This is a genomic window from Micromonospora violae (assembly GCF_004217135.1).
Lineage (GTDB): Bacteria > Actinomycetota > Actinomycetes > Mycobacteriales > Micromonosporaceae > Micromonospora > Micromonospora violae.
This window is the reverse complement of sequence record NZ_SHKK01000001.1, coordinates 5,967,797-5,993,930: the sequence shown is the minus strand read 5'-3', so window position 1 is coordinate 5,993,930 and position 26,134 is coordinate 5,967,797. Positions and strand designations below refer to the sequence as shown.

General features: G+C 71.9%; 22 protein-coding genes and 1 riboswitch. Of the genes, 14 read left to right on the top strand and 8 right to left on the bottom strand.

The features are described 5' to 3' along the window. Window positions 1–107: 107 nt before the first annotated feature. A complete protein-coding gene (locus EV382_RS27085) occupies window positions 108–1,094 on the top strand; it encodes a serine hydrolase (protein WP_130406423.1) in 987 nt (328 codons plus the stop codon). Further along, on the top strand, window positions 1,094–2,047 hold the full coding sequence (locus EV382_RS27080; protein WP_130406421.1) for a serine hydrolase: 954 nt from the start codon (window positions 1,094–1,096) through the stop codon (window positions 2,045–2,047). Before EV382_RS27085 ends, EV382_RS27080 begins: the two co-directional genes overlap by 1 nt. Window positions 2,048–2,093: 46 nt before the next feature. Here the strand turns inward: EV382_RS27080 and EV382_RS27075 are convergent, their stop codons facing one another. Next, entirely contained in the window at window positions 2,094–2,945 is an 852-nt protein-coding gene (locus EV382_RS27075) for a menaquinone biosynthetic enzyme MqnA/MqnD family protein (RefSeq protein ID WP_130406419.1), read from the bottom strand. Window positions 2,946–3,125: 180 nt separating this feature from the next. On the opposite strand from EV382_RS27075, the gene EV382_RS27070 reads away from it, so the two are divergent. The 7 genes from EV382_RS27070 to EV382_RS27025 all read left to right on the top strand — a co-directional run bounded on the left by EV382_RS27070 (window position 3,126) and on the right by EV382_RS27025 (window position 10,862). Then, a complete protein-coding gene (locus EV382_RS27070) occupies window positions 3,126–4,376 on the top strand; it encodes an HNH endonuclease signature motif containing protein (RefSeq protein ID WP_130406417.1) in 1,251 nt (416 codons plus the stop codon). Between the two features lie 567 nt (window positions 4,377–4,943). Then, a complete protein-coding gene (locus EV382_RS27050; RefSeq protein WP_244236824.1) occupies window positions 4,944–7,229 on the top strand; it encodes an AAA family ATPase in 2,286 nt (761 codons plus the stop codon). A gap of 111 nt (window positions 7,230–7,340) precedes the next feature. Continuing rightward, window positions 7,341–7,979: a transporter gene (locus EV382_RS27045; protein ID WP_130406413.1), complete on the top strand. Its 639-nt coding sequence runs from the start codon at window positions 7,341–7,343 to the stop codon at window positions 7,977–7,979. Beyond that, window positions 7,976–8,287, top strand: coding sequence for a transcriptional regulator (locus EV382_RS27040; RefSeq protein ID WP_130406411.1), 312 nt, complete (start codon window positions 7,976–7,978; stop codon window positions 8,285–8,287). Before EV382_RS27045 ends, EV382_RS27040 begins: the two co-directional genes overlap by 4 nt. Continuing rightward, window positions 8,284–9,255, top strand: coding sequence for an ABC transporter ATP-binding protein (locus tag EV382_RS27035; RefSeq protein ID WP_130406409.1), 972 nt, complete (start codon window positions 8,284–8,286; stop codon window positions 9,253–9,255). The genes EV382_RS27040 and EV382_RS27035 overlap by 4 nt, the downstream gene beginning before the upstream one ends. A gap of 10 nt (window positions 9,256–9,265) precedes the next feature. Then, entirely contained in the window at window positions 9,266–10,003 is a 738-nt protein-coding gene (locus EV382_RS27030; RefSeq protein WP_130406407.1) for an ABC transporter permease, read from the top strand. A gap of 94 nt (window positions 10,004–10,097) precedes the next feature. Next, window positions 10,098–10,862, top strand: a complete 765-nt coding sequence (locus EV382_RS27025; RefSeq protein ID WP_130406405.1) for a VOC family protein — start codon at window positions 10,098–10,100, stop codon at window positions 10,860–10,862. Between the two features lie 25 nt (window positions 10,863–10,887). Here the strand turns inward: EV382_RS27025 and EV382_RS27020 are convergent, their stop codons facing one another. The 4 genes from EV382_RS27020 to EV382_RS27005 all read right to left on the bottom strand — a co-directional run bounded on the left by EV382_RS27020 (window position 10,888) and on the right by EV382_RS27005 (window position 15,972). Beyond that, window positions 10,888–11,706, bottom strand: coding sequence for an ABC transporter ATP-binding protein (locus tag EV382_RS27020; RefSeq protein ID WP_130406403.1), 819 nt, complete (start codon window positions 11,704–11,706; stop codon window positions 10,888–10,890). Further along, window positions 11,703–12,800, bottom strand: coding sequence for a FecCD family ABC transporter permease (locus EV382_RS27015; protein WP_130406401.1), 1,098 nt, complete (start codon window positions 12,798–12,800; stop codon window positions 11,703–11,705). Before EV382_RS27015 ends, EV382_RS27020 begins: the two co-directional genes overlap by 4 nt. A 13-nt stretch (window positions 12,801–12,813) precedes the next feature. Continuing rightward, window positions 12,814–13,743 carry an ABC transporter substrate-binding protein gene (locus EV382_RS27010; RefSeq protein WP_130406399.1) on the bottom strand — a complete coding sequence of 310 codons (930 nt, stop codon included), beginning with the start codon at window positions 13,741–13,743 and terminating at the stop codon, window positions 12,814–12,816. 111 nt (window positions 13,744–13,854) lie between these two features. Next, window positions 13,855–13,920, bottom strand: a riboswitch (cobalamin riboswitch). Between the two features lie 177 nt (window positions 13,921–14,097). Beyond that, window positions 14,098–15,972, bottom strand: coding sequence for a M14 family metallopeptidase (locus EV382_RS27005; protein WP_130406397.1), 1,875 nt, complete (start codon window positions 15,970–15,972; stop codon window positions 14,098–14,100). A gap of 209 nt (window positions 15,973–16,181) precedes the next feature. Between EV382_RS27005 and EV382_RS27000 the strand changes: the two genes are divergently transcribed. Beyond that, window positions 16,182–17,519, top strand: a complete 1,338-nt coding sequence (locus EV382_RS27000) for a C39 family peptidase (protein ID WP_130406395.1) — start codon at window positions 16,182–16,184, stop codon at window positions 17,517–17,519. An 87-nt stretch (window positions 17,520–17,606) separates the two neighbouring features. On the opposite strand, the gene EV382_RS26995 is transcribed toward EV382_RS27000, so the two are convergent. The 3 genes from EV382_RS26995 to mqnE all read right to left on the bottom strand — a co-directional run bounded on the left by EV382_RS26995 (window position 17,607) and on the right by mqnE (window position 19,596). Beyond that, on the bottom strand, window positions 17,607–17,894 hold the full coding sequence (locus EV382_RS26995) for a DUF4229 domain-containing protein (RefSeq protein WP_130409235.1): 288 nt from the start codon (window positions 17,892–17,894) through the stop codon (window positions 17,607–17,609). Between the two features lie 71 nt (window positions 17,895–17,965). Then, window positions 17,966–18,403 (bottom strand): hypothetical protein, encoded by a 438-nt coding sequence (locus tag EV382_RS26990; protein ID WP_130406393.1) that lies wholly within the window; start codon window positions 18,401–18,403, stop codon window positions 17,966–17,968. A gap of 23 nt (window positions 18,404–18,426) precedes the next feature. Next, window positions 18,427–19,596, bottom strand: coding sequence for an aminofutalosine synthase MqnE (gene mqnE, locus EV382_RS26985; protein WP_130406391.1), 1,170 nt, complete (start codon window positions 19,594–19,596; stop codon window positions 18,427–18,429). A gap of 239 nt (window positions 19,597–19,835) precedes the next feature. Between mqnE and EV382_RS26980 the strand changes: the two genes are divergently transcribed. From EV382_RS26980 to EV382_RS26965, 4 genes are all read left to right on the top strand, one after another. Then, a complete protein-coding gene (locus tag EV382_RS26980; protein WP_130406389.1) occupies window positions 19,836–21,413 on the top strand; it encodes a C40 family peptidase in 1,578 nt (525 codons plus the stop codon). Window positions 21,414–21,527: 114 nt separating this feature from the next. Beyond that, window positions 21,528–23,114, top strand: coding sequence for a hypothetical protein (locus tag EV382_RS33610; protein ID WP_244237023.1), 1,587 nt, complete (start codon window positions 21,528–21,530; stop codon window positions 23,112–23,114). Between the two features lie 323 nt (window positions 23,115–23,437). Then, window positions 23,438–25,411 (top strand): DEAD/DEAH box helicase, encoded by a 1,974-nt coding sequence (locus EV382_RS26970; protein WP_244236999.1) that lies wholly within the window; start codon window positions 23,438–23,440, stop codon window positions 25,409–25,411. A gap of 102 nt (window positions 25,412–25,513) precedes the next feature. Continuing rightward, complete coding sequence (locus tag EV382_RS26965) at window positions 25,514–26,134, top strand: putative glycolipid-binding domain-containing protein (protein WP_130409231.1); 621 nt, start codon at window positions 25,514–25,516, stop codon at window positions 26,132–26,134.

The following is a 26,134-nucleotide window of genomic DNA, read 5'->3' as shown; positions in this document are numbered from 1 at the left end:
ATCGACATCTCCATTGAGGCCACCTCCCCCGGCCTCGGCGGTCGCACCCGATTCGTCCCGACGACAAGCCGGTCCCCCCGGCCCTGACTCCTGGAGTTCACCCACTCATGCGATCTCGCGTGACCCTGGTGCTCGCCATCATGGCGGTCGTGCTCGGCGGCGTGCTGCTGGTTCCCACCGCGTACGCCCGACTCGCCAGCGACGACAGCGGCGGAGGCGGCGGCGGTTCGTCGAGCGTCGCCGCGCCCGCACCGACCCCACCACCGCCACCCACCCTGGCGGCGGGCCCGGTGTCCGTGAGCTTCAAGGGTGAGTTCTTCTCGTGGGCCCTGATGGACCGGAAGACGGGCAAGATCTCCGGGTCGTCGAACATGACCGCGACCAGCTCCACCGAATCGATGATCAAGGCGTGGATCGTCTCCGACTATCTGCGGCAGCTCGGTGACAAGGAGCCGCCCGCAGCGATGAAGGAGGCGGCCAGGCTCGCCATCATCGACAGCAACGACGAGGCCGCCAACGCGGTCCACAAGGCTGCCGGCGGGTCCTACAAGGCCTCGTCGAGCAGCGTCCCGGACGCGGTGATACAGCGGGCGATCAAGATCTGCGGGCTGACCGACACCAAGCGCGGCAACACGAAGCCGTACACCGGCTACTGGAGCTACACCCGGATGTCCCCCCGCGACGCGGTCCGACTCGGCGACTGCATCGCCGACGGCAAGGCCGCCGGCCCGAAGTGGACGAAGTGGGTGCTGGACCAGATGAGCAAGGTCCGGGGCACCACAGCGGGCAAAGACCAGAAGCCCGAGTCCGGTGGCGGCCGCTGGGGGATCATCGACGGTCTGCCGAAGTCGATCACCTCGCAGGGCCCGGTCAGCATCAAGAACGGTTGGACCCCGATCTACGGCGACGGCAACTGGCACGTCAACTGCCTCGCCGTCACCAGCAAGTGGAGCCTCGCGGTGATGCTGCGCTACCCGATCAGGACCGGCCTGGACTACGGCGCGAAGGTCTGCGCCAGCGTGGCCACCCAACTGGTCACCCCGCAGCCGGGCGCCGCGCTCAAGGTGCCGCAGCAGCCGGTCGGGAAGCTCTGATGGCCGGCAATCGTCGGGTCGACCGGCGCGACGGCGAGGCGTCCCCACTTCGGCTGATCGCCATCGCGGTCATCCTGATCGGGTTGGTGCTGGTGTCGCTGCGGCTGCTGCCCGGCTCACCGTTCGAGTCGGCCGCCGTCGCCAAGTGGGGCGACCCCGGCTCCAGCACCGGTGACCGTTCCACCGGCACCGACCGCAGCGCCCGCCAGCCGTCCTCCCCATCACCGAGCCCCAGCCCGTCGCTGGAGCCGCTGCCCTTCGTGGCCAGGAACCTCGACCTGGACATCGAGGGCTGGTACTCGTGGAGCGTCCTCGACCGCCGGACCGGAAAGATCATCGGTTCGAAGAACATGGACGAGACCAGCACGACCGCCTCGATGATCAAAGCCTGGATCGTCGCCGACTACCTGCGTCGCGCCGCCGACGCCGGCCAGACCCCGAGCGACGCGAAGCTCGCCGACGCGACGCGGATCATCCGGGACAGCGACAACACCCGCGCCGAGCAGTTCTACAACCTGGTCGGCCGGGACGCCTCGATCGAGCGGCTGATCTCCATGTGCAAGCTGACCGACAGCAGCGTCGCCCCTGACAAGGGTTGGAGCCGGACGGCGCTCTCCCCCCGGGACACCGCCCGCATGGCCAACTGCATCGCCACCGGCACCGCCGCCGGGTCGAAGTGGACAAAGTGGCTGCTCAACGAGATGAAACTGGTTCGCGGCGCGGGAGACTTCGGCATCCGCAAGGCCTTCCCAGCCGCCGAGCAGAAGAAGATCGCCATCAAGAACGGGTGGATCGACCGGACCAGGGAGCAGGAGATGCACATCAACTGCCTGGCCATCGGTGACACCTGGACGATGGGCGTGATGGTCAAGTACCCGATCAACATGGGCTACGACTACGGCATGAAGAACTGCGAGAAGATCACCGAGGCGCTGCTCCGCCCCGGCACCTGACCCGCGCCCAGGCCCGGCCGCTCAGGGTCCGGGCCTGGCGTGGCGGTCAGCCGGCGAAGAACTCCGGGCCACCGTCCGGCAGTGCCGGGGCCGCGCCGATGCCAGCGGCCCGCCGGGCCCACTCGCGGAGCCCGGCGACCTGCCGGTCACCGAGCGAGAAGTCGAGGGTCCGGAAGTACGTGGCCAGCGTCTGGGCATCGAAGGCTTCCCAGCGGGCCGCCGCCTCGGCGACCTGGTCCAGCTCGGCCAGGCAGAGGTCCCGCGAGCGCAGGAAAGCCTCGTGCACCTCCTTGACCAGACCCGGGTGGGCGGCGGCGAAGTCGCGGCGAACCGCCCAGACGGCGAAGACCATCGGCAGCCCGGTCCACTCCCGCCACGCCTGCCCAAGGTCGGTGACCGTGAGGCCCTTCTGCGGCGCCTCGTAGTACGCCCGCAGCGCCACGTCCCCGATCAGCACGGCCGCGTCGGCCTCCAGCAGCATCTGGGTCAGATCCGGCGGGCAGCGGAAGTACTCGGGGCGCACGCCGTACTCCTCGGCGAGCAGCAGCTGAGCCGTCATCACCCCGGTCCGCGAGGTCGAGCCGAGCGCCACCCGGGCGCCGTCCAACTCGGCGAGCGGCCGGGTGGAGACCATGTTGACCGAGAGCACCGGCCCGTCACTGCCCACCGCCAGGTCCGGTAGGAGCAGCAGCTCGTCGGCGTGCTTCAGATACTCCAACAGCGTGATCGGGCCGATGTCGAGGTCACCGGCGACCAGCGCCGCACTCAACCGGTCCGGCGAGTCCTTCTGCAAATCGACGTCGAGCAGGGCACCGGAGCGCATCAGACCCCAGTAGATCGGCAGGCAGTTCAGGAACTGGATGTGCCCGACCCGCGGGCGTGCGATGCGCTCAGCCATGGCCCGACCGTAGCCCCGGCGGCTGGCCTCGGCTCGGCGGGCCGCCCCGAAGTGGCCAACCCCGCACTGACCCGGGTGCTCAGCGGACTGGCCAAGCTACCCGCCGGGGCGGAGAAATCAGCTCGTACACATTGATCAACATGAGCCGGGATTGTCGTACGTCAGTTCTATTCTCGGTCCATGTTGAGGGCGTTGGCACAGGTGGGTGGCGCGGTTGACGACTGCGCCGAGACCGCACTCTGGGCGCTCTCCGATGACGAACTGCTCGCCTCCCTCGACGCGACTCAGATGATGGCGCAGCGGTTGGCCACCGTTCAGCTCGGCCTGGTCCGCGAGGTGGACGGTCGCGGGTTGGCGGTCGCCCAGGGTGCCTCGTCCACCGCGGTCTGGCTGCGGGAACGACTCCGGCTCTCCAGCCGCACTGCGCGCCAACTGGTCCAGCTCGCCGCCACCATCGATGCCGCCCCGCCACCGGTCCCCGACGCCCTGCTCAGCGGTGCCATCACCGTCGAGCAGGGTCGGGTGGTGGCCGAGACGATCGCCGCCCTGCCAATGGAAGCCGGCCCGGAAGTGGCGGACAAGGCGACCCAACTGCTGGTCACCTGGGCCGACCGTTTCGATCCGATCAGCCTGAGCCGGCTCGGCGAGCGGGTCCTCACGCACGTCGCCCCGGAACTGACCGAGCAGGCTGAGTTGAAGGCTCTGGAGCGGGCCACCGAGCGGGCCGAGGCCCGTCGGCACGTCACGCTCTCCGAGCAGCAGAACGGACAGGTACGCCTCAGCGGCAACCTCGACACCGAAACCGCGAGCCTGCTGCGCGAGGCGATCGACCCGCTCTGCACCCCCGCCGGTGAGCACGATGACCGCAGTCCTGGTCAGCGCCGCGCCGACGCGCTGGGCGAAATCTGCCGACTGGCGCTCCGCACCGGCCAACTGCCCGACAACGGCGGCGACCGTCCTCAACTGGTGGTGACCGCGTCCCTCGACGAACTGGTCAATGGCTTACGCGCCGGAACACTGGAAAGCGGCACGCGTCTCACGCCTGGCGCGGTCCGCCGCCTTGCCTGCGATGCGGGCGTGCTGCCCGCCGTGCTCGGCGGCAACAGTCAGGTCCTGGACGTCGGACGCCAACGCCGGCTCTTCACCGGCCCGTTGCGGCGCGCACTGGTCCTGCGCGACGGCGGCTGCGCCTTTCCTGGCTGTGATCGACCGCCGAGATGGTGCGACGGTCACCACATCCGACACTGGGCCGACGGTGGGGTGACGGCGCTGGGCAATGCCGTATTGCTCTGCGGCTACCACCACCGGTTCATCCATCGCGGCGACTGGACGGTCCGGATCGCGGCGGACGACCGACCGGACTTCCTCCCACCCAGCTGGCTCGACCCGCTGCGCACCCCTCGTCGCAACCTCTACCACCGGCGCTGCTGACGCCGCCGACCACACCCACGCCGCCGACGATTGCGTTCCGCACCGTGACCGGACGATCAGCAGCCCGGACGGGATGGCGCTGAGCGCCACAAAACCCCGGAAAACCCCACTGACCCTTGCCGCCAGGCCGCGTCTCCCGGTGATCGACTCGGCTTCCTGAAAAACGGGGCGTCACACCGACCCAGACACCGCGATTTCATGAAAGCCGAGTTGATCACAGCGCGGGGCGCGAGGCGCGGGGCACAGCGCGAGGCGCGGGGCGCGGGGCGCGAGGCGCGGGGCACAGCGCGAGGCGCGGGCACAGCGCGGGGCGCGGGGCGCGGGCACCTCAATGCCGCGCCACCTGGCTACACGCCTGTTTGACGACTTCGTACCGGGCAACACGCCGTCTCGGACGGGTGGTCGCGCCGGCAATTCGCTGGATGCGGTGGGTTGGGGAGCGTAGGGTTGCAGGCCGCTTGACGGCCGAGGTGAGCGGCACCGGCACGGACGTCTTCGCGCCGGGCGGCCGGCCATCCGCCCCCGGACACGCGAGCGCGCAGCAGATGTGAACGATGGGACGTCAGCATGTCCGCACCTGACCTCGACACCCACCTCGACACCCAGCTCGACACCGATCTCGACGCGGACCTGGCCGCCGAACGCGCACACCTCACCACCTCTCGTGCGGCGTTGGGTCGGATGCGGGCGAGGGCCGAGTCTCTCTTCGCCACCGGTGACCAGGTGGCCGGCGACGCGTACGCGGCCGAGACGCTTGGCCGCACCCTGGCCCGCCGGGTCGCCGAGTTGGCCGACGACCCGACCACACCGCTCTTCTTCGGCCGTCTCGACTTCGGCGGAGCCACGCCCAACGGCACCGCCGACAACCGCACCACCGACAGCCGCACCACCCACAGCAGCACCACCGACAACGGCACCACCGACAACGGCACCACCCACAGCAGCACCGCCGGCAGCGGCACCACCGACAACGGCACCACTTACAGCGCCACCACCGACAGCGGCACCACGACCAACGGCAGGCCCATGGGCGCCCCGACCGCCCCCGACACCGGTGGCGATCATTACGGGCGGCGGTATCACGTGGGGCGGCGGCACGTCACCGACGAGCGTGGCGAGCCGTTGGTGCTGGACTGGCGGGCACCGGTCTCCCGTTCGTTCTACCGGGCCAGCGTGCGGGATCCGCAGGGAGTGGCGGTCCGGCGGCGGTTCGGGTTCAGCAACGGTGTGCTGACCAGCTTCGAGGATGAGCGGCTGGATCGGGGCGAAGAGCTGGGTACGGCCAGTCGGATCCTCACCGCCGAGATCGAGCGTCCGCGTGTCGGGCCGATGCGGGACATCGTCGCCACGATCCAGCCAGAGCAGGACGAGCTGGTCCGGGCCGATCTCGCCGACTCGATCTGTGTGCAGGGCGCGCCCGGCACCGGGAAGACGGCGGTGGGCCTGCACCGGGCCGCGTACCTGCTGTACCTGCACCGGGAACGGTTGCGACGGGCGGGTGTGCTGATCGTCGGGCCGAACCGGGCGTTCCTGTCGTACATCGCGGCGGTGTTGCCGGCGCTCGGTGAGGTCGAGGTCGAACAGGCCACGGTGGAGGAACTGATCTCTCGGGTGCCGGTCCGGGCCGTGGAGACGCCGGCGGTGGCCGCGCTCAAACACGACGTACGGATGGCGAGCGTGCTGCGCCGCGCGGTGCAGGCACAGATCAGCACCCCGACCGACTCGATCACCGTGTCGGACGGCTCGTTCCGCTGGCGGATCGGGGTGGAGCCGTTGCACCGGATCGTCGAGGAGACCCGCCGGGAGGGGTTGCCGTACGGCACGGGCCGGGAACGCGTCCAGGCGCGGGTGGTGGGCCTGCTGCAACGGCAGGCCGAGGCGCGGCGGGCGGAGTCGCCCAGTGATGCCTGGTTACGGCGGATGGGCCGCTGTCGGCCGGTGCTCGACTTCCTGGACGCGGTCTGGCCGGCGCTCACCCCGGAAGGGCTGGTGCACGGCCTGCTCTCCGACCCGGCCCGACTCGCCGCTGCGGCGGACGGCCTGTTCAGCGACGAGGAGCAGGCGCAGCTGGTCTGGGCCAAGCCGGCCCGTACCCCGAAGGCGACCCGGTGGACCGCCGCCGACGCGGTGCTGATCGACGAGGCGACCGGGTTGCTGGAGCGGCTCTCCGGGTTCGGGCACGTGGTGGTGGACGAGGCGCAGGATCTGTCCCCTATGCAGTGTCGGGCCATCGCTCGGCGCAGCGAGCACGGCTCGGTCACGCTCCTGGGTGACCTCGCCCAGGGCACCGCGCCGTGGGCGGCTACGGACTGGCGGGAGTCCCTCGCCCATCTCGGCAAGCCGGACGCGGTGGTGGTTCCGTTGACTATCGGTTTCCGGGTGCCCGCCGCTGTTGTCGCGTTCGCGAACCTGCTGCTCCCGGCGCTCGCGGTGGACGTACCGGCGGCCGAGTCGCTGCGCCACGACGGCGGCCTGGACGTGCGTACCGTGACCGACCTGACCTCGGCGGCGGTGGCCGAGGTGCGGGCGGCGCTCGCGCACGACGGCTCGGTCGGTGTGATCGCCGCGGACGACGCGGTGGACGGCCTGCGTGCGGCACTGGCCGAGGCCGGTGTGGAGACCGCGACCGCCGACGACGTGGCGGCCGCGGAGCGGGTCACCGTGGTGCCGGCGACGCTGGTGAAGGGCCTTGAGTACGACCATGTGGTGGTGGTCGAGCCGGCCGCGATCGTCGCGGCCGAGCCGCGCGGGCTGCACCGGCTGTACGTGGTGCTCACGCGGGCGGTGTCCCGGCTGACGGTGCTGCACGCCGCGCCGCTGCCTGCCCCGCTCGTTGGTGGGTCGGCCGGCTGACCGGGTCGCCGCGACCTCCCGCGGCGGGCGGCTGGAGTCGCGCCGTGGTCGGGGGTCCCGCCGGTGCTGGCGGGGTCACGCGCCTTGACTTTGTTCCGTAAAGTAGTTTGCGTGGAACCCGACGATGATGCCCCACCCACCGACGCAGCGGCGGCGCTCCGGCTGATCCAGGACCAGCGGTCGGCGACGGCACGCCGGCTCGTTCCCGATGCCCGGCTGATCTACTGGCCGTGGGGCGTGGCCTGGCTGGTCGGCTTCGGGCTGTTCTTCCTCCGGCTCACCCCCGGCGGGAAGGCGCTGGTCCCGCTGCCGAGCTGGCTGCCGCTGACCGTCCTCTTCGTCCTGCTCGCGGCTGCCGGAGCGATCCAGGCGGTGGTCAGCACCCGGGCCTACGGTCAGGTGATCGGCGACTCCGCCCGACGGGGGAAGTGGTACGGGTACGCCTGGGCCCTCGGTTCGGTGAGCGTCTACGCCGGGCTCGGCCGGATCTCCGAACACCTGCCGCCCGACCAGGGGGCGCTGCTCTGGTCGGCGACCGCCGTCGGGTTGACCGGCGCTCTGCACATGGCTGGCGGGGCGATCTGGCTGGACCGGGACCTGTTCCGGCTGGGCGTCTGGATCAGCGTGATCAACCTGATCGGTGCGATCGCCGGGCCGGGCTGGCACGCCCTCGTCGTGGCGGTGGCCGGCGGCGGCGGGATCCTGGTGGTCGGCGCGCTCGCCCACCGGCGACAGCGACAGCAGTCGTGACCGAGCTGGATCCGGTCATCCACGCGCAGGCCCGGCTGCGGGTGGTCGCCAGCCTCTCGACTCTCAACGTCGGCGACAAGATCGCTTTCCCCCGCCTCCAGGAGCTGCTCGCGATGACCGCCGGCAACCTCTCGGTGCACCTGCGCAAGCTCGAGGAGGCCGGCTACGTGGAGATCAGCAAGACCCACCGTGGACGCACCCCGGCCACCCTGGTCCGGCTCAGCCGACGCGGCCGACTGGCGTTCGAGGAGTACACCGAAACCATCCGCGCCCTGCTCGACCCCACTTCGTCGAAGGAGCAGTCATGACCCTCGCCCGCGCCGACCAGGCCAGCCGCCGGTACGGCGACGTCCTCGCCCTCGACCGCGTCGACCTGGAAGTCCGGGCCGGTGAGCTGGTCGGCCTGCTCGGGCCGAACGGCGCCGGCAAGAGCACCCTGATGAACCTGCTGGTGGGTCTGCGTCGTCCCAGCTCCGGGCGGGTCGAACTCTTCGGCGGCGACCCCCGCGACCCGGCGAGCCGACGGCAGATCGGGGTCACCCCGCAGGAGACCGGCCTGCCCGGCACGCTGCGGGTCGGCGAGGTCGTCGACTTCGTCTCAGCGCACTACCCCGATCCGGTGCCTCGGGCGGAGTTGCTCGACCGCTTCGGCCTCGCCGACCTCGCCCGACGGCAGACCGGCGGGCTCTCCGGTGGGCAGCGCCGCCGGTTGGCCGTGGCGTTGGCGTTCGTCGGCCGGCCCCGGTTGGTGCTGCTCGACGAGCCGACCACCGGCCTGGACGTGGCCGCCCGACACACCCTGTGGGACGCGATCCGGGCATTCCACGACGACGGTGGCACGGTGCTGCTGAGCAGCCACTACCTGGAGGAGGTGGAGGCGCTCGCCCACCGGGTGGTGGTCATCGGGCAGGGTCGGGTGCTCGCCGACGACAGCGTGGACGCGGTGCGCGGCATCGTGGGCGTACGCCGGGTCAGCCTCGTCGCCGACCACCTGCCCGACCTGCCCGGGGTTGTTCGCACCGAACGGGTCGACGGCCGGCTGCACCTGCTCACCACGGACGCCGACGAACTGGTCCGAGCGCTGGTCACGGCCCAGGTCCCGTTCACCGACCTGGAGGTACGGCCGACGTCGCTGGAGGAGGCGTTCCTCGCCATCACCAGCGAAGACGCCGCCAGCAGGGACACGGCCAGCGGGGACGCGGCAACTGGAGACGCGGCCACCGGCTCTGCCCGACCCACCACCGCCGCTGCCGGCGGCCGACCCACCAGCGTCTGAGGAGGCGACCGTGCAGCTTGCCCTGGTCCACGCCCGCTACCAACTCCTGGAGATCATCCGGATTCCGGTGGCCGTCTTCGGCAGCGCCTTCTTCCCGGCCGCCGCCATGATCTTCTTCGTGGTGCCCTTCGCCGGTGACGACGCGGTCGGTGCCACCTACGCCACCGCCTCGATGGTCACCTTCTCGGTGATGAGCGCCAACATCTTCCAGTACGGCGTCGGTGTCGCCGAGGACCGCGACCAGCCCTGGAACCCGTACACCCGGACCCTGCCGGCCGGGCCGGCACCGCGGTTCGCGGGCCGCGTGCTGGCCGGGCTGGCGCTGACGTACCTCTCGCTGATCCCGGTCGTGGTGATCGGCGCGACGCTGACCGCCGCCCAGCTCACCCCGGCGGCGTTCCTGCTGGCGCTCGGCACGGTGGCCGTCATCTCGGTGCCGTTCACGCTGATGGGGCTCGCCATCGGCTACTCGCTGCCGAGCAAGGCGGCGATCGTGGTGGCACAGGTGGTCTTCCTGCCGTTGGCGTTCGGCGGCGGTCTGCTCTCCGCGCCCGGCGACGCGCCCGGGTTCATCGAGATGATCGCCCCGTACCTGCCCACCCGGGGCGCGGCCGAACTGATGTGGTCGGCGGTGGGCGACTACGCCGTGGAGCCGCTGGCGCTGATCATGCTCGGGGTCTGGGTGGTGCTGCTCGCCGCACTCGCCGGTTGGGCGTACCGACGGGACGAGGGTCGCCGGTTCAGCTGACGATTCGTCCGTTTCCGCCCCGGGCTGCGGCGGGACGGTGCCAGGATTCCGGCAGGGGGTCGCCGTGGCCGCCCGGGCCGAGAGGGGTCTTGACGTGAGCACCGTCCCGCCGGGTACGCCCTGCTGGGCCGACCTGGCCACCCCGGACCTGACCGACGCCCGGCGCTTCTACCCGGAGCTGTTCGGGTGGACCGGTCAGGTCACGCCGGAGCCGGAGGCGGGCGGCTACACGGTCTTCCTGCTCGACGGTAAGCCGGTGGCCGGGGCCGGCCCGCCGGCGATCCCGGACCAGATCCCGATCTGGTCGACGTACCTCGCCACCGACGACGCCGAACTGGTGGCGGGCCGGGTGGAACGGGCCGGCGGGCAGGTCGTCGTACCCCCGTTCGAGGTCTTCGACCGGGGCTGGATGGCGGTCTTCGCCGACCCGGCCGGTGCCACCTTCAGCGTCTGGCAGCCGCTGGCCATGGCCGGTGCCGAGGTGTTCAACGTGCCGGGTGCGATGAGCTGGAACGAGCTGGTCACCCCCGATCCCGAGGGCGCGAAGGTCTTCTACGAGCTGGTGTTCGGCTGGCAGCCCGACGACCAGGCGGTGGGCACGATGACGTACACCGGGTGGCGGCTCGGGACGCAGATCGTCGCGGGGATGATGCCGCCGCTGGCCGACGACTTCCCGGCCGACCTGCCCGCCTACTGGACGGTGTACTTCGCGGTGGCCGACGCGGACGCCGCCGCGGCCCGCGCCTCCGAGCTGGGCGGCACGATCCTGGTTCCGCCCCGGGACAACCCGGCGGGCCGCTTCGCGGCCCTCCGCGACCCTCAGGGCGCCCTCTTCTCCGTCATCGACCTGGGCCCCTGACCCCGACCACCCCGACCCCGCAGCCTCAGGCGCGGGTGGGGCGGACGGGGACCACCAGGGGACCGTGGGCACCGGCGACCACCCGCACGCTGGCCCGGTAGTGGGTGGCGAGCAACTCCTCGGTCAGCACCTCCGGTGGCGTCCCGGCGGCCACCACCTGACCGCCGGCGAGCATCACCATCCGGTCGGCGTACTCACCGGCCAGCGAGAGGTCGTGCATCGTGGCCAGCACGGTCAGGCCGTGCTCACGGCGAAGCTGGTCGACGACTTCGAGCACGTCCTGCTGGTGGCCGATGTCGAGCGCGCTGGTCGGCTCGTCGAGCAGCAGCAGCGTCGCGCCCTGGGCGAGCGCGCGGGCCAGGAACACCCGCTGCCGTTCGCCCCCGGAGAGGGTGGCCAGCTCGCGACGATGGAAGCCGGTGAGGTCCAGCCGCCCGAGCACCTCGTGGACGGCGTCGACGTCGGCGGTCGACTCCCGGCCCAGGGTCGGGATGTACGGGGTACGGCCGAGCAGCACGTAGTCCAGCACCGACATACCGGGTGGCACCACCGGGGACTGTGCCACCGTGGCCACCACCCGGGCGCGGTCCCGACGACGCAGCGCGGCGCTCGGCGTACCGAACAGGGTGATCGCCCCCGGCGCGGGCAGCAGGCCGCCGACGGCCCGCAACAGGGTCGATTTGCCGACGCCGTTCGGGCCGATCACGGTGACCCACTCGCCGGCGGCGACGGTGAGGTCGACGCCGGTCAGGATCGGTGTGCCACCGAGGGCGACCTGGAGCCCGCGCACCTCGACAGCCGGCACGCCGACAGCGGGTTCGCCGACGGCGGGTTCGCGGCTCACGTGAGCACCCGCCGGGCGGTCCGCAGCACGAGGACGAAGAACGGGCCGCCCAGCAGGGCGGTCACCACTCCGATCGGCACCTCGGACGGGGCGGCGGCGGTGCGGGCCACCACGTCGGTCAGCGCCAGGAACGCGCCGCCGAACAGCAGCGACATCGGCAGGATCACCCGGTAGCTGGACCCGGCGAGCAGCCGGACGGTGTGCGGCACGATGATGCCGACGAAGCCGATCAGCCCGGTCGCGGAGACGGCCGCCGCGGTGCCCAGGGAGGCGGCGGCGATCAACAGGTACCGGGTGCGCTGCGGGTGCAGGCCCAGACTCTTCGCCTCGTCGTCGCCGACCGCGAGGACGTCCAGCTCGCGGCGGTGCAGCAGCACCACCACGGTGGTCACCGCCGCGTAGGGCAGCACCAGCAGCACGTCGTGCCAACCGGCGGTGGCCAGCCGGCCGAGCAGCCAGGAGTAGACCGGCTGGATGCTGTCCGCGTGTCGTTGCAGGAGGTACGTCTGCCCGGCGGAGAGGAACGCGGAGACCGCCACCCCGGCCAGGATCAGCATCGCCGGTGACCCGCGTCGCCCGCCGGCCGCGCCGAGCACGTAGGTCATCGTCACGGCGAGCAGTGAACCAGCGAACGCGGCCAGCGGGATGGTCATCGGCAACCCGGAGAGCGTGCCGTCCCGGCCGGCGCCGCCGAGGGCGATCGCCGCGGTGACCGCGAGGCCGGCGCCGGCGGCCACCCCCAGCAGGTACGGGTCGGCCAGCGGGTTACGGAACACCCCCTGGTAGCACCCACCGGCGAGGGCGAGCAGGCCGCCGACGAGCAGGCCCAGCACCACGCGGGGCAGGCGCAGCTCGGTGATGATCGCGACTTCGCGTTCGGTCAGCCCACTGTCGAGGTGCACCCCGGGAAGCAGGTTGAGCAGCTCGGCGGCGACGCTGCCCGGGGGCAGGCTGACCGGGCCGAGCGACACCCCGGCGACGAGCGCGACGAGCACCGCCAGCAACCCCACGACCAGCCACCGCTTGCGCAGTCCGGCAGGCCGGGCCACCTGTCGCGGCCCGGCCTGCCGGGCCGCGGATCGCGGCCCGGTCACCGACGGACGACGGTCACGCGGGCACCTTGGCGACCGCGTCGATGATGACCCGGAGCAGGTCGACGACCCGCGGGCCCCAGCGGGAGGCGATGTCGTCGTCCAGGGCGACGACCTGGTTGTTCTTCACCGCGGTGAGCCCGGCCCAACCGCTGCGGGCCTTGACCGTGTCGAGGCTCTGCTGGCAGCACTTGGCGTCGGCCAGGAAGACGAAGTCCGGATCGGCCTTGACGATGATCTCCTGGGACAGCTGCGGGTAGCCGCCGTTCTTGCCGTCCGCGTCGGCCGCGTCGGCGATGTTGGTCAGGCCGACCTGGCTGTAGAGCGAGCCGATGAAGGTCTTGCTGGTGGCGCTGTACAGCTCCGGGCCCAGCTCGTGGAAGTAGGTGAGCTTCTCGGCGCGCTGGGGCAGGCCCTTGACCAGCTTGGCGATGTCGTCCTTCATCCGGGTGACCACGTCGGCGGCCTGGTCGGCGTGCCCGGTCAGCCTGCCCAGCTCGGTGATCTGCCGGTACGAGTCGTCGAGCGTGGTCGCCGCCGGGGTCTGGTACACCGGGATCTTCAGCTTGCCGAGCTGTTCGACGACCTTGTTGCGGTCGTCGGAGAGCACCACGAGGTCGGGGTTCTTACCGGCGATCGCCTCGGCGTTCGGCTGGAACGCCGACAGGTCGGTCTTGGGCGCGTCGGCCGGGTAGTTCGACTGGTCGTCGACAGCGGTCACCTGCGGGCCGGCACCGATCGCGAAGATCATCTCGGTGGCGCTGGGCGACAGCACGACGATCTTCTCGGGGCGCTTGTCGAGGGTGAGCGCGCCGACCGTGACCGGGTAGGCGGCGGCTGCGGTGCCGGTGCTCGGCTGGTCGTCGGCCTTCTCGGCGCAGGCGCCGAGGGCGAGCGCGGTGACCGCGAGGGTCGCCGCGAAGAGTCGAGGGGTACGTCTGAACATGGGGCCTCCTGTCGGTCGAGGAGTGTGGTGCTTCGCCGACAGGGACTTTCGTACGCCCGCCCACGAGGCGCCCTTCCTCGAGAGCGCGTTTCGCGACCGATCCGTAGGCGACCTGGCTCGTCCCCACCGACCGGTGGGGCATCACAGTTGCGGGACAGCGCCGGATTTCGCACCGGCTTCGCTGCGGACTGGTCGCTAAGACGGTAGCGCACTGCCCGGGCGGGCCGGATCGATCAAGGGGCGATCAACGCCGACCGATCGGCCGAACCGCGCCGCCCGAGGGATATGTCCCGGATCTGGAGGCCCGGAACCGGGTGGTGGGGCCCCGCCGGGGCGGGACGGGGCCCCACCCGATCAGGAGGACGTGATGGTGACGTTGTCCACAGCGGCCTCCACCAGGCTGGCCCCGGACGCGTCAGCGGCCTCGACGAGCACGCGGACCGACTGGCCGGCGTACGGGGTGAGGTTGAGGTTGGCGACCGCCCAGCTCCCGTTGCGGTTGGTGGCCGCGGCGGTCTGGGTGAGCAGTACGGTGGTGCCGCCGTTGTGCACCACGCTCACCCGCAGGTAGTCCGCCGACGAAGCGTTCGAGCCGTGCGCCAGGTACCAGGCGAGGGAGAGGGTCAGCGTGCCGGTCGACGGCAGGGGCACCGCCGGGGACCGGGCGCTGGTCACTCCGCCGTCGATGTCGTAGTCACCGGCCGACGAACCGGCCAGCCGACCGGTGACCAGGTCGTTGGATCCGGCGTACGGGGTGAGCTGCTTGGCGCCGGAGGACGTGGTCGCCTGGGCGGCGCCACGTTCCCACGCCCCGACGGTGGCGGTGTCGGTGCCGGACGGGTTGATGGTCCAGCCGGTGGCGGTCTCGAAGGTGTCCGACCAGACCGTGGTGCCACCACCGCCGCAGTACTGCGCCTGCTTGCCGATGGCCCGGTACGGGCAGTCGGCGTACTCGCTGAGGATCAGCACCGCCTCCCGGTTGCGCGAGGTCTGCGCGGGGATCACCTCGTCGGGCGGGTAGAAGCCGCCACCGCCGGACGAGCCCGGGTACATCTCGAAGGTGTACGCCCAGATGTTGTGGGTGGCCCACATCCAGTCGATGCTGTCGCCGTCGGTGATGTAGAGGTCGCTGGACTGTTCCGGGGTGTAGTTGTTGGTGGCCGCCATCTGCTGACCGATGGTGGCGAAGGTGTTGTACTGGTCGGCGTTCATCCCGGTCGCGGTGTTCGCCGTGGTGTAGCCGTACGGCCAGAGCACCAGCTGCGAGTACGTGTGGAAGTCGATGTTGGCCTTGATCTGCTGTACGCCACCGACGACCCGGCTGTTGACGAAGTTGCGCAGCGCCTGCGTCTCCGGGGCCGAGAACGCCGAGGGCCCCCGGTAGGTCTCCGACGAGGTGCTGCCGGACGAGCCGCCGCAGCATCCCCAGTTGTAGCCCCAGTTGCGGTTCAGGTCGGTGCCCACGTTGGACGAGCCGCTGTTGGGCTGCCGGTTCTTGCGCCACGACCGGTACGACCCGGTGGCGATGTCGTACTCGCTGCCGTCCGGGTTGACCGTCGGCACGATCCAGATCTCCCGGCTGTTGACGATGTTGGTGACCCGGGAGTCACTGCCATAGCTGTCGGTGAAGAGGTTGAGCAGATAGATCGCCATCTCGACGGTCAGGTGCTCACGGGCGTGCTGCTGGGAGTTGAACAGGATCTCCGGTTCGCTCTCGTCGGTGCCGACGTTGTCGGAGATCTTCACCGCCATCAGGTCGCGGCCCTCGTACGACGAACCGATGCTGATCTTGCGGGCGATCGCCGGATGGTCGGCGACGACCTGGTTCACGACGGCGGTCAGTTCCGCGTAGTCGTGGTAGTTGGAGTCGGCCGGCGGGAAGGCCTGCGTCCCGATCTCGCCGGCGCCGCGCTCGGCGTTGGGCGGCGGGGCGAGCGGTTCCAGCCGGAAGCCGAGCTTGCCGATCTCGGCGGCCTCGGCCGCGGTTGCCGAGATGTGCAGCACCCCGTGTTCGGAGTAGTCGATGGCCGCTCCGGTGCGGGCCACCGCGTTGCGGTCGGCGAGGGTCCGGGGTCCGAGCACCCGGTAGCTGGCGGCGGCCTGCTCTGCGGTGCGCTCCGGCGCCGGTCGGGCGGCGACCGGACCGGCGGCGACGGTGACGATGCCCAGTCCGGTGACGACGGCGAGCACCAGGACGCGGCGGAAGGGGATGGGCGTGCGGAGGGCCATGGACTACCTCCTCGATGGGCGGGAGATCCCGCTCGGTGAAGCACACTTCACCACCTGTCACATGGTCATATCAATATTGATCGTTGTCTTATGCATCCCAGGTGGATCATCACGGCGGCAATGATTTTCCACTCATCAACATCTGGCGAAACTTCCCTCCAAGCGGAAAACTGACCAGCGACGATCCCCCTCGACACCGCGGAGCACCCATGGCCAGATCCCGCCTGCGCGCGGCCGCCCTCGCCGGCCTCACCACGCTCACCCTGCTCAGCACCGCCACGCCCGCGATCGCGGCCCACCCACCCGCGCCCGCCCACGACGAACAGATCACCTACCAGGACTGGTCCGGGCCCGCCGACTGGCACCGGGGCAGCCAGGCCGGCACCCGCGTCGTGCCCGGCGCCCGAGCGGGCATCACCCTGGCCCGCCCGGCCGGCACCGTCGAGTACGCGGATCCGCACAGCGGCGTCACCCGCACCTGGGAGTACGGCACCTGGACCTCGCCGGTGACCCGGATCGGGTTCGACGCCACCGAACTGATCGCCTCCTGGAACGCGGAAACCCCCGCCGGCACCTGGATCCAGGTCGAGATGCAGGGCAACTACACCAGCGGCGACCAGACCCCGTGGTACGTCCTGGGTCGCTGGGCGTCCGGCGACACCGACATCAAGCGGACCAGCGTCAACCGCCAGGGCGACCCCTGGTCGACGATCTGGACCGACACCTTCAGCATCGACGACGCCACCGCCGGGGTACTGCTGCGGTCGTACCAGCTCAAGCTGACCCTCTACCGCGCACCCGGGCAGACCGCCGCGCCGGTGGTCCGGATGCTCGGCGCGATGAGTTCCACCGTGCCGGACCGGTTCACCGTGCCGCCGAGCGCCGGGCACATCGCCTGGGGCCGGGAGCTGCCGGTGCCGCGCTACTCGCAGAACGTGCACGCCGGGCACTACCCCGAGTACGACGGCGGCGGCGAGGCGTGGTGCTCACCCACCTCGACGGAGATGGTCGTCGAGTACTGGGGCCGGAAACCGTCGGCCGCCGACACCTCCTGGGTGGACCCGACCTACCCCGACCCGACGGTCAACCACGCCGCACGGATGACCTTCGACTACGCGTACGACGGCGCGGGCAACTGGCCGTTCAACACCGCGTACGCGGCCAGCTTCCCCGGGCTGGAGGGCCGGGTGACCCGGCTGCACTCGCTGGACGAACTGGAGCGTTTCATCGCCGCCGGCATCCCCGTCGTGACCAGTCAGTCCTTCCTCGCCAGTGAGCTGGACGGGGCGAACTACGGCACGTCGGGGCACCTCTTCGTGGTGGTCGGCTTCACCGCCGACGGCGACGTGATCGTCAACGACCCCGCCTCGTCCAGCAACGACGTGGTGCGCAACGTCTACAAGCGTGCGCAGTTCGAGCAGATCTGGCTGCGGACCAAGCGCACCAACGCCAGCGGCGGCGTCTCCGGCGGCTCCGGCGGCATCGCCTACCTGATCAAGCCCATCTCCAAGCCCTGGCCCAAGGCCCCAGGCTCCACCAACTGGTAACCCCCACCCCTCCCCACCCCGAACCCTGCGCTGGTGATCAAGAGGTTTGCGTCACGGATTCCGTCTCCGGTGACGCAAACCTCTTGATCAACGTGATGAGTCGGTGGGAGGGGTGGTGGGGGTTGGGGGTTCGTCTTCGCCGGCCAGGGCGGAGCGGAGGCGTTCCTTCTCCGCCTTGCGGCGTTCGGCCGCTTCGGCGATCTCCCCGGCCATCTCGTCCCGCCAACCGCGCAACAGGAAGAACGAGAGCGCGGCGGAGAACACCAGCGCCAGCATCAGCTTCAGGAACACGTTCATGTCGATCAGCCAGAGGCCCGCCAGCACGGCGACGAACAGCCCGATCCGGCCCAGCGTGTACTTGAGCGCGGCGCTCACCTGCACCACTCCGTTCTCTCCGTCGCCCGCCACCCGGCGGAAGGGTCGAACCGCCCGGCGGGCGGTCGTGGTCAACCGGTCCGGCGGGCCAGCCAACGGACGCCCGGGAACCAGACGGCCGCGTACGCCACGGTGAACGCCCCCGCCGCCAACGCGCCGGAGAGCAGCGGCGGCAAACCGGCGCCCAGACCAGCGATCAGCAGCCCCACGAACACCCCGACGGCAGCCGCGACCACCGCCGCCACCACCCGGGCCGCGCCGAACTCCCAGGCCCGGAAGTCGTCCCAGAACAGCCAGGCCGGCAGGATCACCGCCAGCCAACCGTTGGTGTGCCCGAAGTCGCCGGCCCCGACCGACGCGAACGCCCAGTCGAACAGCACCAATGCCAGCACGCCGATGACCAGGCCGGCCAGGCACACCCCGAGCAGATCGCCCAGGGTACGGATGCGCCCCTCGGCGTCCCGGCGGGGAAACCCGCCCTGCTGCTCAGGTCCTCGTTGCTCGGTCATCGCCTGCGAGGGTACGTGGCGACTCAGGCCCAGACCTGCTGCGGCTCGGCGCGCCGCTGCGCCAACGACGGAGCCTTGTCGTACTCCCGGACCACGTTGTAGCGGGTGTCCCGCTCGACGGGCTGGAAACCGGCGTCCCAGATCAGGTTCAGCAGGTCGTCGCGGTGCATGGTGTTCGGAGTGCCGTACGAGTCGGCGTCGTGCGTGATCTTGTATTCGACGACGGAGCCGTCCAGATCGTCCACGCCGAAGTTCAGCGAGAGCTGAGCCACCGACAGCCCGTGCATCACCCAGAAGTTCTTCAGGTGCGGCACGTTGTCGAAGAGCAGCCGGGAGACGGCGAACGTCTTCAACGACTCGGCCGGCGAGGCCATCGTGGTGCGCGCCTGGATCCGGTTACGGATCTTGCCGTCCGCCGAGTCGACGAAGTCGTGCTGGTAGCGCAGCGGGATGAAGACCGCGAAGCCACCGGTCTCGTCCTGCAACTCCCGCAGCCGCAGCACGTGGTCGACACGGTGCCGGGGCTCCTCGATGTGGCCGTACAGCATCGTCGCCGGGGTCTTCATGCCCTTGCTGTGGGCCAGGGCGTGGATGCGCGACCAGTCTTCCCAGTGGCAGGCGTGGTCGACGATGTGCTGCCGGACCTCCCAGTCGAAGATCTCCGCGCCACCACCGGTCAGCGACTCCAGGCCGGCGTCCATCAGCTCGTCGAGGATCTCGTCGGCGCTCAGGCCGCTGATCTTCTCGAACCACTGCACCTCGGTCGCGGTGAAGCACTTGAGCTTGACGGTCGGCAGCGCCGCCTTCAGCTCGCGCAGCACCTTGGGGTAATACCGCCAGGGCAGCGTGGGGTGCAGGCCGTTGACGATGTGCAACTCGGTGAGCTGCTCGTCCTCCATCTCCTTGGCCTTGCGGACCGCCTCGTCGATGCGCATCGTGTACGCGTCCTTCTCGCCCGGCTTGCGCTGGAAGGAGCAGTACGCACAGGACGCCGAACAGACGTTGGTCAGGTTGAGGTGCCGGTTGACGTTGAACATCACCCGCTCGCCGTTCAACTCGGTGCGCTTGTGGTGCGCCAGCCGTCCCAGCCAGGTCAGGTCGTCGCTCTCGTAGAGGGCGACCCCGTCCTCCCGGGTCAGCCGCTCACCGGCGTACACCTTCGCTTCGAGCTCACGCTTGAGTCCGGCGTCCATGGCACGTCCCTTCCACCTGCGGTCCGGATCGAGCGTACGTCGCGACCCCGACGGGCCCGGCGGCACGGTCGCCGCCAGCGACCCACTTCACCAGACTCTCAGCCTCCCGTAACCCGACAACGCATCGACATGAGTGGCGAGGTGCGGTAGTAACAAGGTGGGGCGGAACACACACACTGGTACCGTCCCGACGGTCGCGCCCACCGAGCGCGGCGAGGAGCAGTCGGACGGGGAGCGGAATGGTCTACAGCGGGCGCGGGCGACGGCAGCGACGGCGGAGCCCGGTGATCTCGCCGGTCCTGCGTCCGAAGCTCTGGGCCGCCCTGCTCGGGGCGATCGCCGCAGCCGTGCTGGCCACCCCCGCCTACGCGGAGCCCGCCGTGCCGAGCACCGTGCCGGACACCGGCTCGCGCCCGGCGGTCACCGGCTCGCTTCAGCTTCCCGGCGGCGCACCGGTCGCCGGTGTACCCGTCCCGCCGGTGGTCACCGTCGGCAACGGCCCGCTGGCCGCCGCGATCTCCGCAGGCGAGGTTCAGGTCGGCGCGCTCGGCGAGGCGTTGCTGGTAAGCCAGCAGAAACGCGTCGACGCGCAGGCGCAGCTCACCGCGGCCGGCAAGGCGCTGGCGACCGCACAGGACGCGCTGCTGCGGGCCCAGCAGACGGCCGACACCGCCGCCGCCGAGGCCATCAAGGAAGCCGCCGCGCTGCCGCCGGGCGACCTCGCCGAGGACATCCGCGGGCTGAGCCGCCTCCAACAGATCACCCGTGGCGAGAAGGTCGACGGCGGCACCACCGGCGTGGCCGGAGAGCTGTCCCGCGCCCGCGCCGGTGAGCAGGCCGCGTACCAGAAGCACACCGAGGCCAAGGATCTGCTCGCCGCCGCCGAGGCGGAGTTCACCGCAGGTGAGGCGGCGCTGCGCACCGCCGAGGCGAGCCTGCTCAAGCTGCGCCGCGACAACGCCGCCGCGCTGATCGAGATCGAGCGCCAGCAGGAGGCCGCCGAGCAGCAGATCGGTGCCGGCTACGTCACCAACCAGAGCGTCAGCGGCATGGCCGCGCACCCCCGGGCACTGGCCGCCGTGCGATACGCGCTCGCCCAGCTCGGCGACCCGTACAAGTGGTCCGAGGAGGGGCCGGACGAGTTCGACTGCTCCGGCCTGATGTGGGCGGCGTACCGGTCCCCCGGCGCCGACTACTTCGACCTGCCCCGGGTCTCCCGCGACCAGTACGCCGCCACCCGTTCCCGGACCGTTCCGCAGAGCGCGCTGCTCCCCGGCGACCTGCTCTTCTTCGCCTCGGGCAGCAGCTGGACGACGATCCACCACGTCGCCATGTACATCGGCAACGGCAAGATGGTGCAGGCCCCCACCACCGGCGACGTCGTCAAGATCTCGGTCGTCCGCTGGTCCCGGCTGTACGCCGCCACCCGGGTGATCGGGGCGGTGCCGGCGCCGGTCGTGACCAACCCGACCCCGCCCGTGTCGACCCCGAAACCGACGCCCACCCCGACGCCCACGAAGAGCGCGACGCCAAGGCCGACGCCGACCGGGTCCGCCACCCCGACGCCCACCCAGAGCCCGACGCCGACGCCGACCCTGACGACCACCCCGACGCCCACGCCGACCGGCAGCGCCACACCGACGCCGTCGAACACCCCGGGCGACAACCCGAGCCTCACGCCGAGCAGCACTCCGACGACCCTGCCCTCGGCCCCGACCACCGCGCCGACCAGCACGTCTCCGACGACCACGCCGAAGGCCAGCACGAGCGCGACGGGCAGCGGCAGCCCGACGGGCAGCCCCGACGCCGAGGGCTGATCCGCCACGACCGGTTCCGGCTGTCCGCTCGGGAAGATCTGTGGCACCGTGACAACCAGGCACATCCGACTCGACGTCACGGGTCCGGGTGCGAGCATGGCGCGGAGGGCGGAAATGGCCGAGCAGAGAGATCCGGCGGAGACTGTCGACCCCCTGGTCGACCAGGCCGGCCCACCAGGGCCGGAGACCGCCGACCCGGTGGCCGCCAACACCGCCAGCACGGCCGACAGCAGCCCGACCGCCGGCGACGTTGACCCGGCCGACGGCGGCCCGACCGACAGCGAGGCCAGCCCGACCGACAGCGGCACCGCACCGGTCGCCCCGATCGATGCCGATGACGACGCACCCGGCGGCACGGACGACGCGTCGGCCAGCACGGACGACGTACCCGACGGCACGGACGAGCCGGTGGTCAAGGCCGCGCGCACGGACGCCGCCGTGGACCTTTCCGGGACCGGCGGCGGGGAGTCGGCCGCGGCCGTCGACGCCCGCCCGGGCCAGGGCACCACACCGGTACGCGCCCGCGCCAGCGTCGTGACCGCCGGAGCCCTCCGCGGTGACCTGCCGGCCAGCGCTCCGGTGACCGCGACCACCTACCGCGCGACCGGCTCGGCCAGCCCAGCCGACGTGTCGTTGCCGGGGCAGCGGAACGACTCGCCCGCGCCGGCCCGGGCCAGCGCCACGGTGCCGAGCAGCAGCCGGGGCACGGCCGCCGTCCTGGGCACCCCGGGCCTGCGCGAGAGCACGCCCGGCGTCTACCGAGCCACGCCGGTGGGTGCCGAGTCGGAGCCGGCCCAACCCCCGACGCCGCCGAGCCCGGAGCCCACGCCACCCGGCCCCGGGCCGACGCAGCCGTCACCACCGGAACCGGAACCCGCGCCGGCCCCCGGCCCGTACCCGCCCGGTCCGACGCCGACGCCCGGCCCTCGACCCACGCCGCCGCCCGGTCCGGTTCCGCCCGTCCCCGGCCCGCCCACCCCGCCGCCCGCGCCGGTGCCGCCCATCCCGGGCCCGCCGTCGCCGCCGGTTCCGAGCCCGCCGCTGCCGCCACCCGGTCCGCCGGTGCCCGCACCACCAGCCCCACCCGGCCCGATGCCGGCACCCCCGTTCCCGCCGCCGCCCGCGACGACCGACACGCCCGGCGTACGGGCCACGGCGTCGGTCTCCGCACCGCCGGCCGGGTGGCCGTCCACCGCTGGGGCGACCCACCCGACGTCCGGTGGCGGCTGGACCGGGACGGCCGGCTCCCCGCCCCCGGTGGTGCCCGCGCCGGCGCTGCCGAGTTGGCCACCGTCGACCGCCGGGGCTCCGTCGTCGACCCGGAACAGCACCGACACCTCCCGAATGACCGCGCCGTCGAGCAGCCCACCGGCTGGTTCCGTCGGGCGGGACACGCCCGGCCCTCGCGGTGGACGGCGTGACGGCGGCTCCGACCTGGCCGGCACCGTCTACGGCAACGGCGAGGGGGCCGGCTTCACCACGATCGCGATACCCGCCAACGCGGTGGAGACGTCCGGCTCGTTGACCGGGCACATCCTGGCCCAGGGCTGGTCCGACACACCGGCCGAGCGGTCCAGTAACGCCCGGGTGATGATCGTCCTGGCCGCCGCACTGGGGCTGCTGGTGGCGATCAGCGTCGTGGTCGTCCTGCTGGCCGGCGACGCCCTGGACGGTCTGGTGGGCAGCGTGCTCAGCGGGTGAGCCAGCGAGTGGTGGCGATGGTGAGTCCGCCCACTACGGTCGGACAACCGGCTGGCGGCTTCGCCGGACCGCCGTACACTGGCTGAGATCACTGACCCGGCGCGCGTGGTGCGCGCCCCTGGGCGATCTTGCGGGCGATCCGGCGGCACAGCCGCGGCAGGCCATCGCGAAGATGCGCCCCGCTCGAAAGGCTTTTGTTGACCACCTCTGCTGACTCCAGCACCGTTACGTCCGTTTTCAACTCAGTCCCGGCGACCGACGCCGAGCAGGCAGCGACCGACGCCGAGCAGGCCGAGCTCGCCCCGGCGGAGACCGCCGAACCGATCAGCTTCGCCTCCCTCGGCCTGCCCGAGCCGGTGGTCCGCGCGCTGGCTCAGCAGGGCATCACCAGCCCGTTCGAGATCCAGCGGGCCACCCTTCCGGACGCGCTCGCCGGCCGCGACGTGCTGGGCCGTGGGCAGACCGGCTCGGGCAAGACGCTCGCCTTCGGCCTGCCGGTGATCGCCCGGCTGGCCGACCGCAACCGGGCCCGCCCGATGCGCCCGCGCGCGCTGATCCTGGTGCCCACCCGTGAGCTGGCCATGCAGGTCAACGACGCCCTGGTGCCGCTGGGCAAGGCTGTCGGCATCTTCCTCAAGACCGCCGTCGGCGGTGTCCCGTACGACCGTCAGATCGACGCGCTGCGCCGCGGCGTGGAGATCATCGTGGCCACCCCGGGCCGGCTCGGCGACCTCATCGAGCGGGGCATCTGCCAGCTCGACGATGTCGAGATCACGGTGCTCGACGAGGCCGACCAGATGGCCGACATGGGCTTCCTGCCCGAGGTGACCGAACTGCTGGCGAAGACGCCCGCGAACGGTCAGCGGCTGCTCTTCTCGGCCACTCTCGACGGTGACGTCGACGCGTTGGTCAAGCGGTTCATGACCGACCCGGTCACCCACTCCACCGCGCCGTCCACCGCCTCGGTGTCCACCATGGACCACCACATGCTGTTGATCCCGCCGCACGAGAAGTTCCCGGTGGCGGCCTCCATCGCCGCCCGGGACGGTCGGACCATGGTCTTCGCCCGTACCCAACTCGGGGTGGACCGGCTGGTCGAGCAGCTGGCGGCCGTCGGCGTACGCGCCGGTGGGCTGCACGGCGGCAAGACCCAGCGGATGCGCACCAAGACGCTGGCCGAGTTCCGTGAGGGCCGGATGAACGTGCTGGTCGCCACCGATGTGGCGGCCCGGGGCATCCACGTCGACGGGGTCACCCTGGTGCTGCACGTCGACCCGCCGAAGGACCCCAAGGACTACCTGCACCGCGCGGGGCGTACCGCCCGGGCCGGCGAGTCGGGTGCGGTGGCCACGCTGGTGCTGCCCAAGCAGCGCCGCACCACCCTGGCGATGATGGAGAAGGCCGGCGTCGCGCCGGCCGAGACCCGGGTCCGGGTCGGCGACGCGGCGTTGGCCGAACTGGTCGGCGCCCGCGAGCCCAGTGGCGTCCCGGTCCGCGTCGAGGCGGAGCCCCGGGGCTACGGCGACCGCTCTGGCGGGTCGCGCCGCTTCGACGACCGGGCCGGAGGCCCGCGTCGGTTCGGTGACCGCACGGGCGGTGAGCGCCGCTACGGCGACCGGCCGCAGGGCGAGCGCCGCTACGGCGACCGGCCGCAGGGCGAGCGCCGCTTCGGTGACCGACCGCAGGGCGACCGCAGCTACGGTGACCGGCCCCAGGGTGACCGCGGCTACGGCGACCGGGCGCAGGGCGACCGCCGTTACGGCGACCGACCCACCGGCGAGCGCCGCTTCGGCGACCGCCCCCAGGGCGACCGCGGCTACAGCGACCGACCGCAGGGTGACCGGCGCTACGGCGACCGACCCACCGGCGAGCGCCGCTTCGGCGACCGCCCCCAGGGCGACCGCAGCTACAGCGACCGACCGCACGGCGAGCGTGGCTACGGCGACCGGCCCCAGGGTGACCGCAACTACGGCGACCGGGCGCAGGGCGAGCGGCGCTTCGGCGACCGGCAGCACGGCGACCGGCCGCAGGGTGAGCGGCGGTTCGGTGACCGGCCGCAGTTCGGTGACCGGGACGGTCGGGGCGATCGGCCCACCGGCGACCGGCGCTTCGGTGACCGGGCGCAGGGCGAGCGGCGCTTCGGCGACCGGGACACTCGGGGTGGTTTCCGCCCGGAGAGCCGGGTCCGGGACGACCGACCGCGCGATGACCGGCCGCGCGATGACCGGCCGCGGGACGACCGGCCGCGCGATGACCGGCGCGGTTTCGGCGGGCGACCGCCGGCGCGTACCCACTGATTGATCCACCGAACGCCGTCGCGAAGCTCAGGCTTCGCGGCGGCGTTCGCGCATGCCCTGCCGATGCCGACCGGGTCGCGTAACGTCCGGCACATGCCGACCATGCCGAAGTCAATCTTCTGGTCCCGGACGGACACCGCCGGCAGCGAGCACGTTCTGCTCGACGACGGCCACGGGTTGGCGGCCCGGGGCACCCTGCTCGCCGTGGACCCGATCCCGTGGACCGCCCGGTACCAGCTGACCACCACGCCGGACTGGGCCACCACCCGGGTCGAGGTCGAGGCTGAAGGGCTCGGCTGGCTGCGGCGGGTGAAGCTGGAGCGGGCCGCCGACCGGTGGCGGGTGACCACCGCCGAGCAGGGCGACCTGGACGCCGCCCTGGTCGCGGCCGGTCATCCCCGGGCCGGTTTGCCGGGCACCGACGACCCGGACCGGCTGGTCGACGCCCTCGACGTCGACCTGAGCGGCTCACCGCTGTTCAACACCCTGCCGGTGCACCGGCTCCGGTTGGCGGCCGAGCCGGCCGACGTGGCACACCGGATCACCGTCGCCTGGGTGCTGCTGCCCGGCCTGGAGGTGGTGCCGGCCGAGCAGATCTACACCGGGCTCGGGCCGGGTCGGGTGCGCTTCGCCAGCGGCACCTTCACCGCCGAGATCGATCTGGACGACAGCGGCTACGTGGTGCGCTACCCCGGGCTGGCCGAACGGTTCGAGCCCCGCTGA

Bases quoted from the DNA above. Each gene is read 5' to 3' on its own strand.
- EV382_RS27085 (WP_130406423.1), top strand. From the start codon at position 108: ATGCGATCTCGCGTGACCCTGGTGCTCGCCATCATGGCGGTCGTGCTC.
- EV382_RS27080 (WP_130406421.1), top strand. From the start codon at position 1,094: ATGGCCGGCAATCGTCGGGTCGACCGGCGCGACGGCGAGGCGTCCCCA.
- EV382_RS27075 (WP_130406419.1), bottom strand. From the start codon at position 2,945: ATGGCTGAGCGCATCGCACGCCCGCGGGTCGGGCACATCCAGTTCCTG.
- EV382_RS27070 (WP_130406417.1), top strand. From the start codon at position 3,126: ATGTTGAGGGCGTTGGCACAGGTGGGTGGCGCGGTTGACGACTGCGCC.
- EV382_RS27050 (WP_244236824.1), top strand. From the start codon at position 4,944: ATGTCCGCACCTGACCTCGACACCCACCTCGACACCCAGCTCGACACC.
- EV382_RS27035 (WP_130406409.1), top strand. From the start codon at position 8,284: ATGACCCTCGCCCGCGCCGACCAGGCCAGCCGCCGGTACGGCGACGTC.
- EV382_RS27010 (WP_130406399.1), bottom strand. From the start codon at position 13,743: ATGTTCAGACGTACCCCTCGACTCTTCGCGGCGACCCTCGCGGTCACC.
- EV382_RS27005 (WP_130406397.1), bottom strand. From the start codon at position 15,972: ATGGCCCTCCGCACGCCCATCCCCTTCCGCCGCGTCCTGGTGCTCGCC.
- EV382_RS27000 (WP_130406395.1), top strand. From the start codon at position 16,182: ATGGCCAGATCCCGCCTGCGCGCGGCCGCCCTCGCCGGCCTCACCACG.
- EV382_RS26990 (WP_130406393.1), bottom strand. From the start codon at position 18,403: ATGACCGAGCAACGAGGACCTGAGCAGCAGGGCGGGTTTCCCCGCCGG.
- mqnE (WP_130406391.1), bottom strand. From the start codon at position 19,596: ATGGACGCCGGACTCAAGCGTGAGCTCGAAGCGAAGGTGTACGCCGGT.
- EV382_RS26980 (WP_130406389.1), top strand. From the start codon at position 19,836: ATGGTCTACAGCGGGCGCGGGCGACGGCAGCGACGGCGGAGCCCGGTG.
- EV382_RS33610 (WP_244237023.1), top strand. From the start codon at position 21,528: ATGGCCGAGCAGAGAGATCCGGCGGAGACTGTCGACCCCCTGGTCGAC.
- EV382_RS26965 (WP_130409231.1), top strand. From the start codon at position 25,514: ATGCCGAAGTCAATCTTCTGGTCCCGGACGGACACCGCCGGCAGCGAG.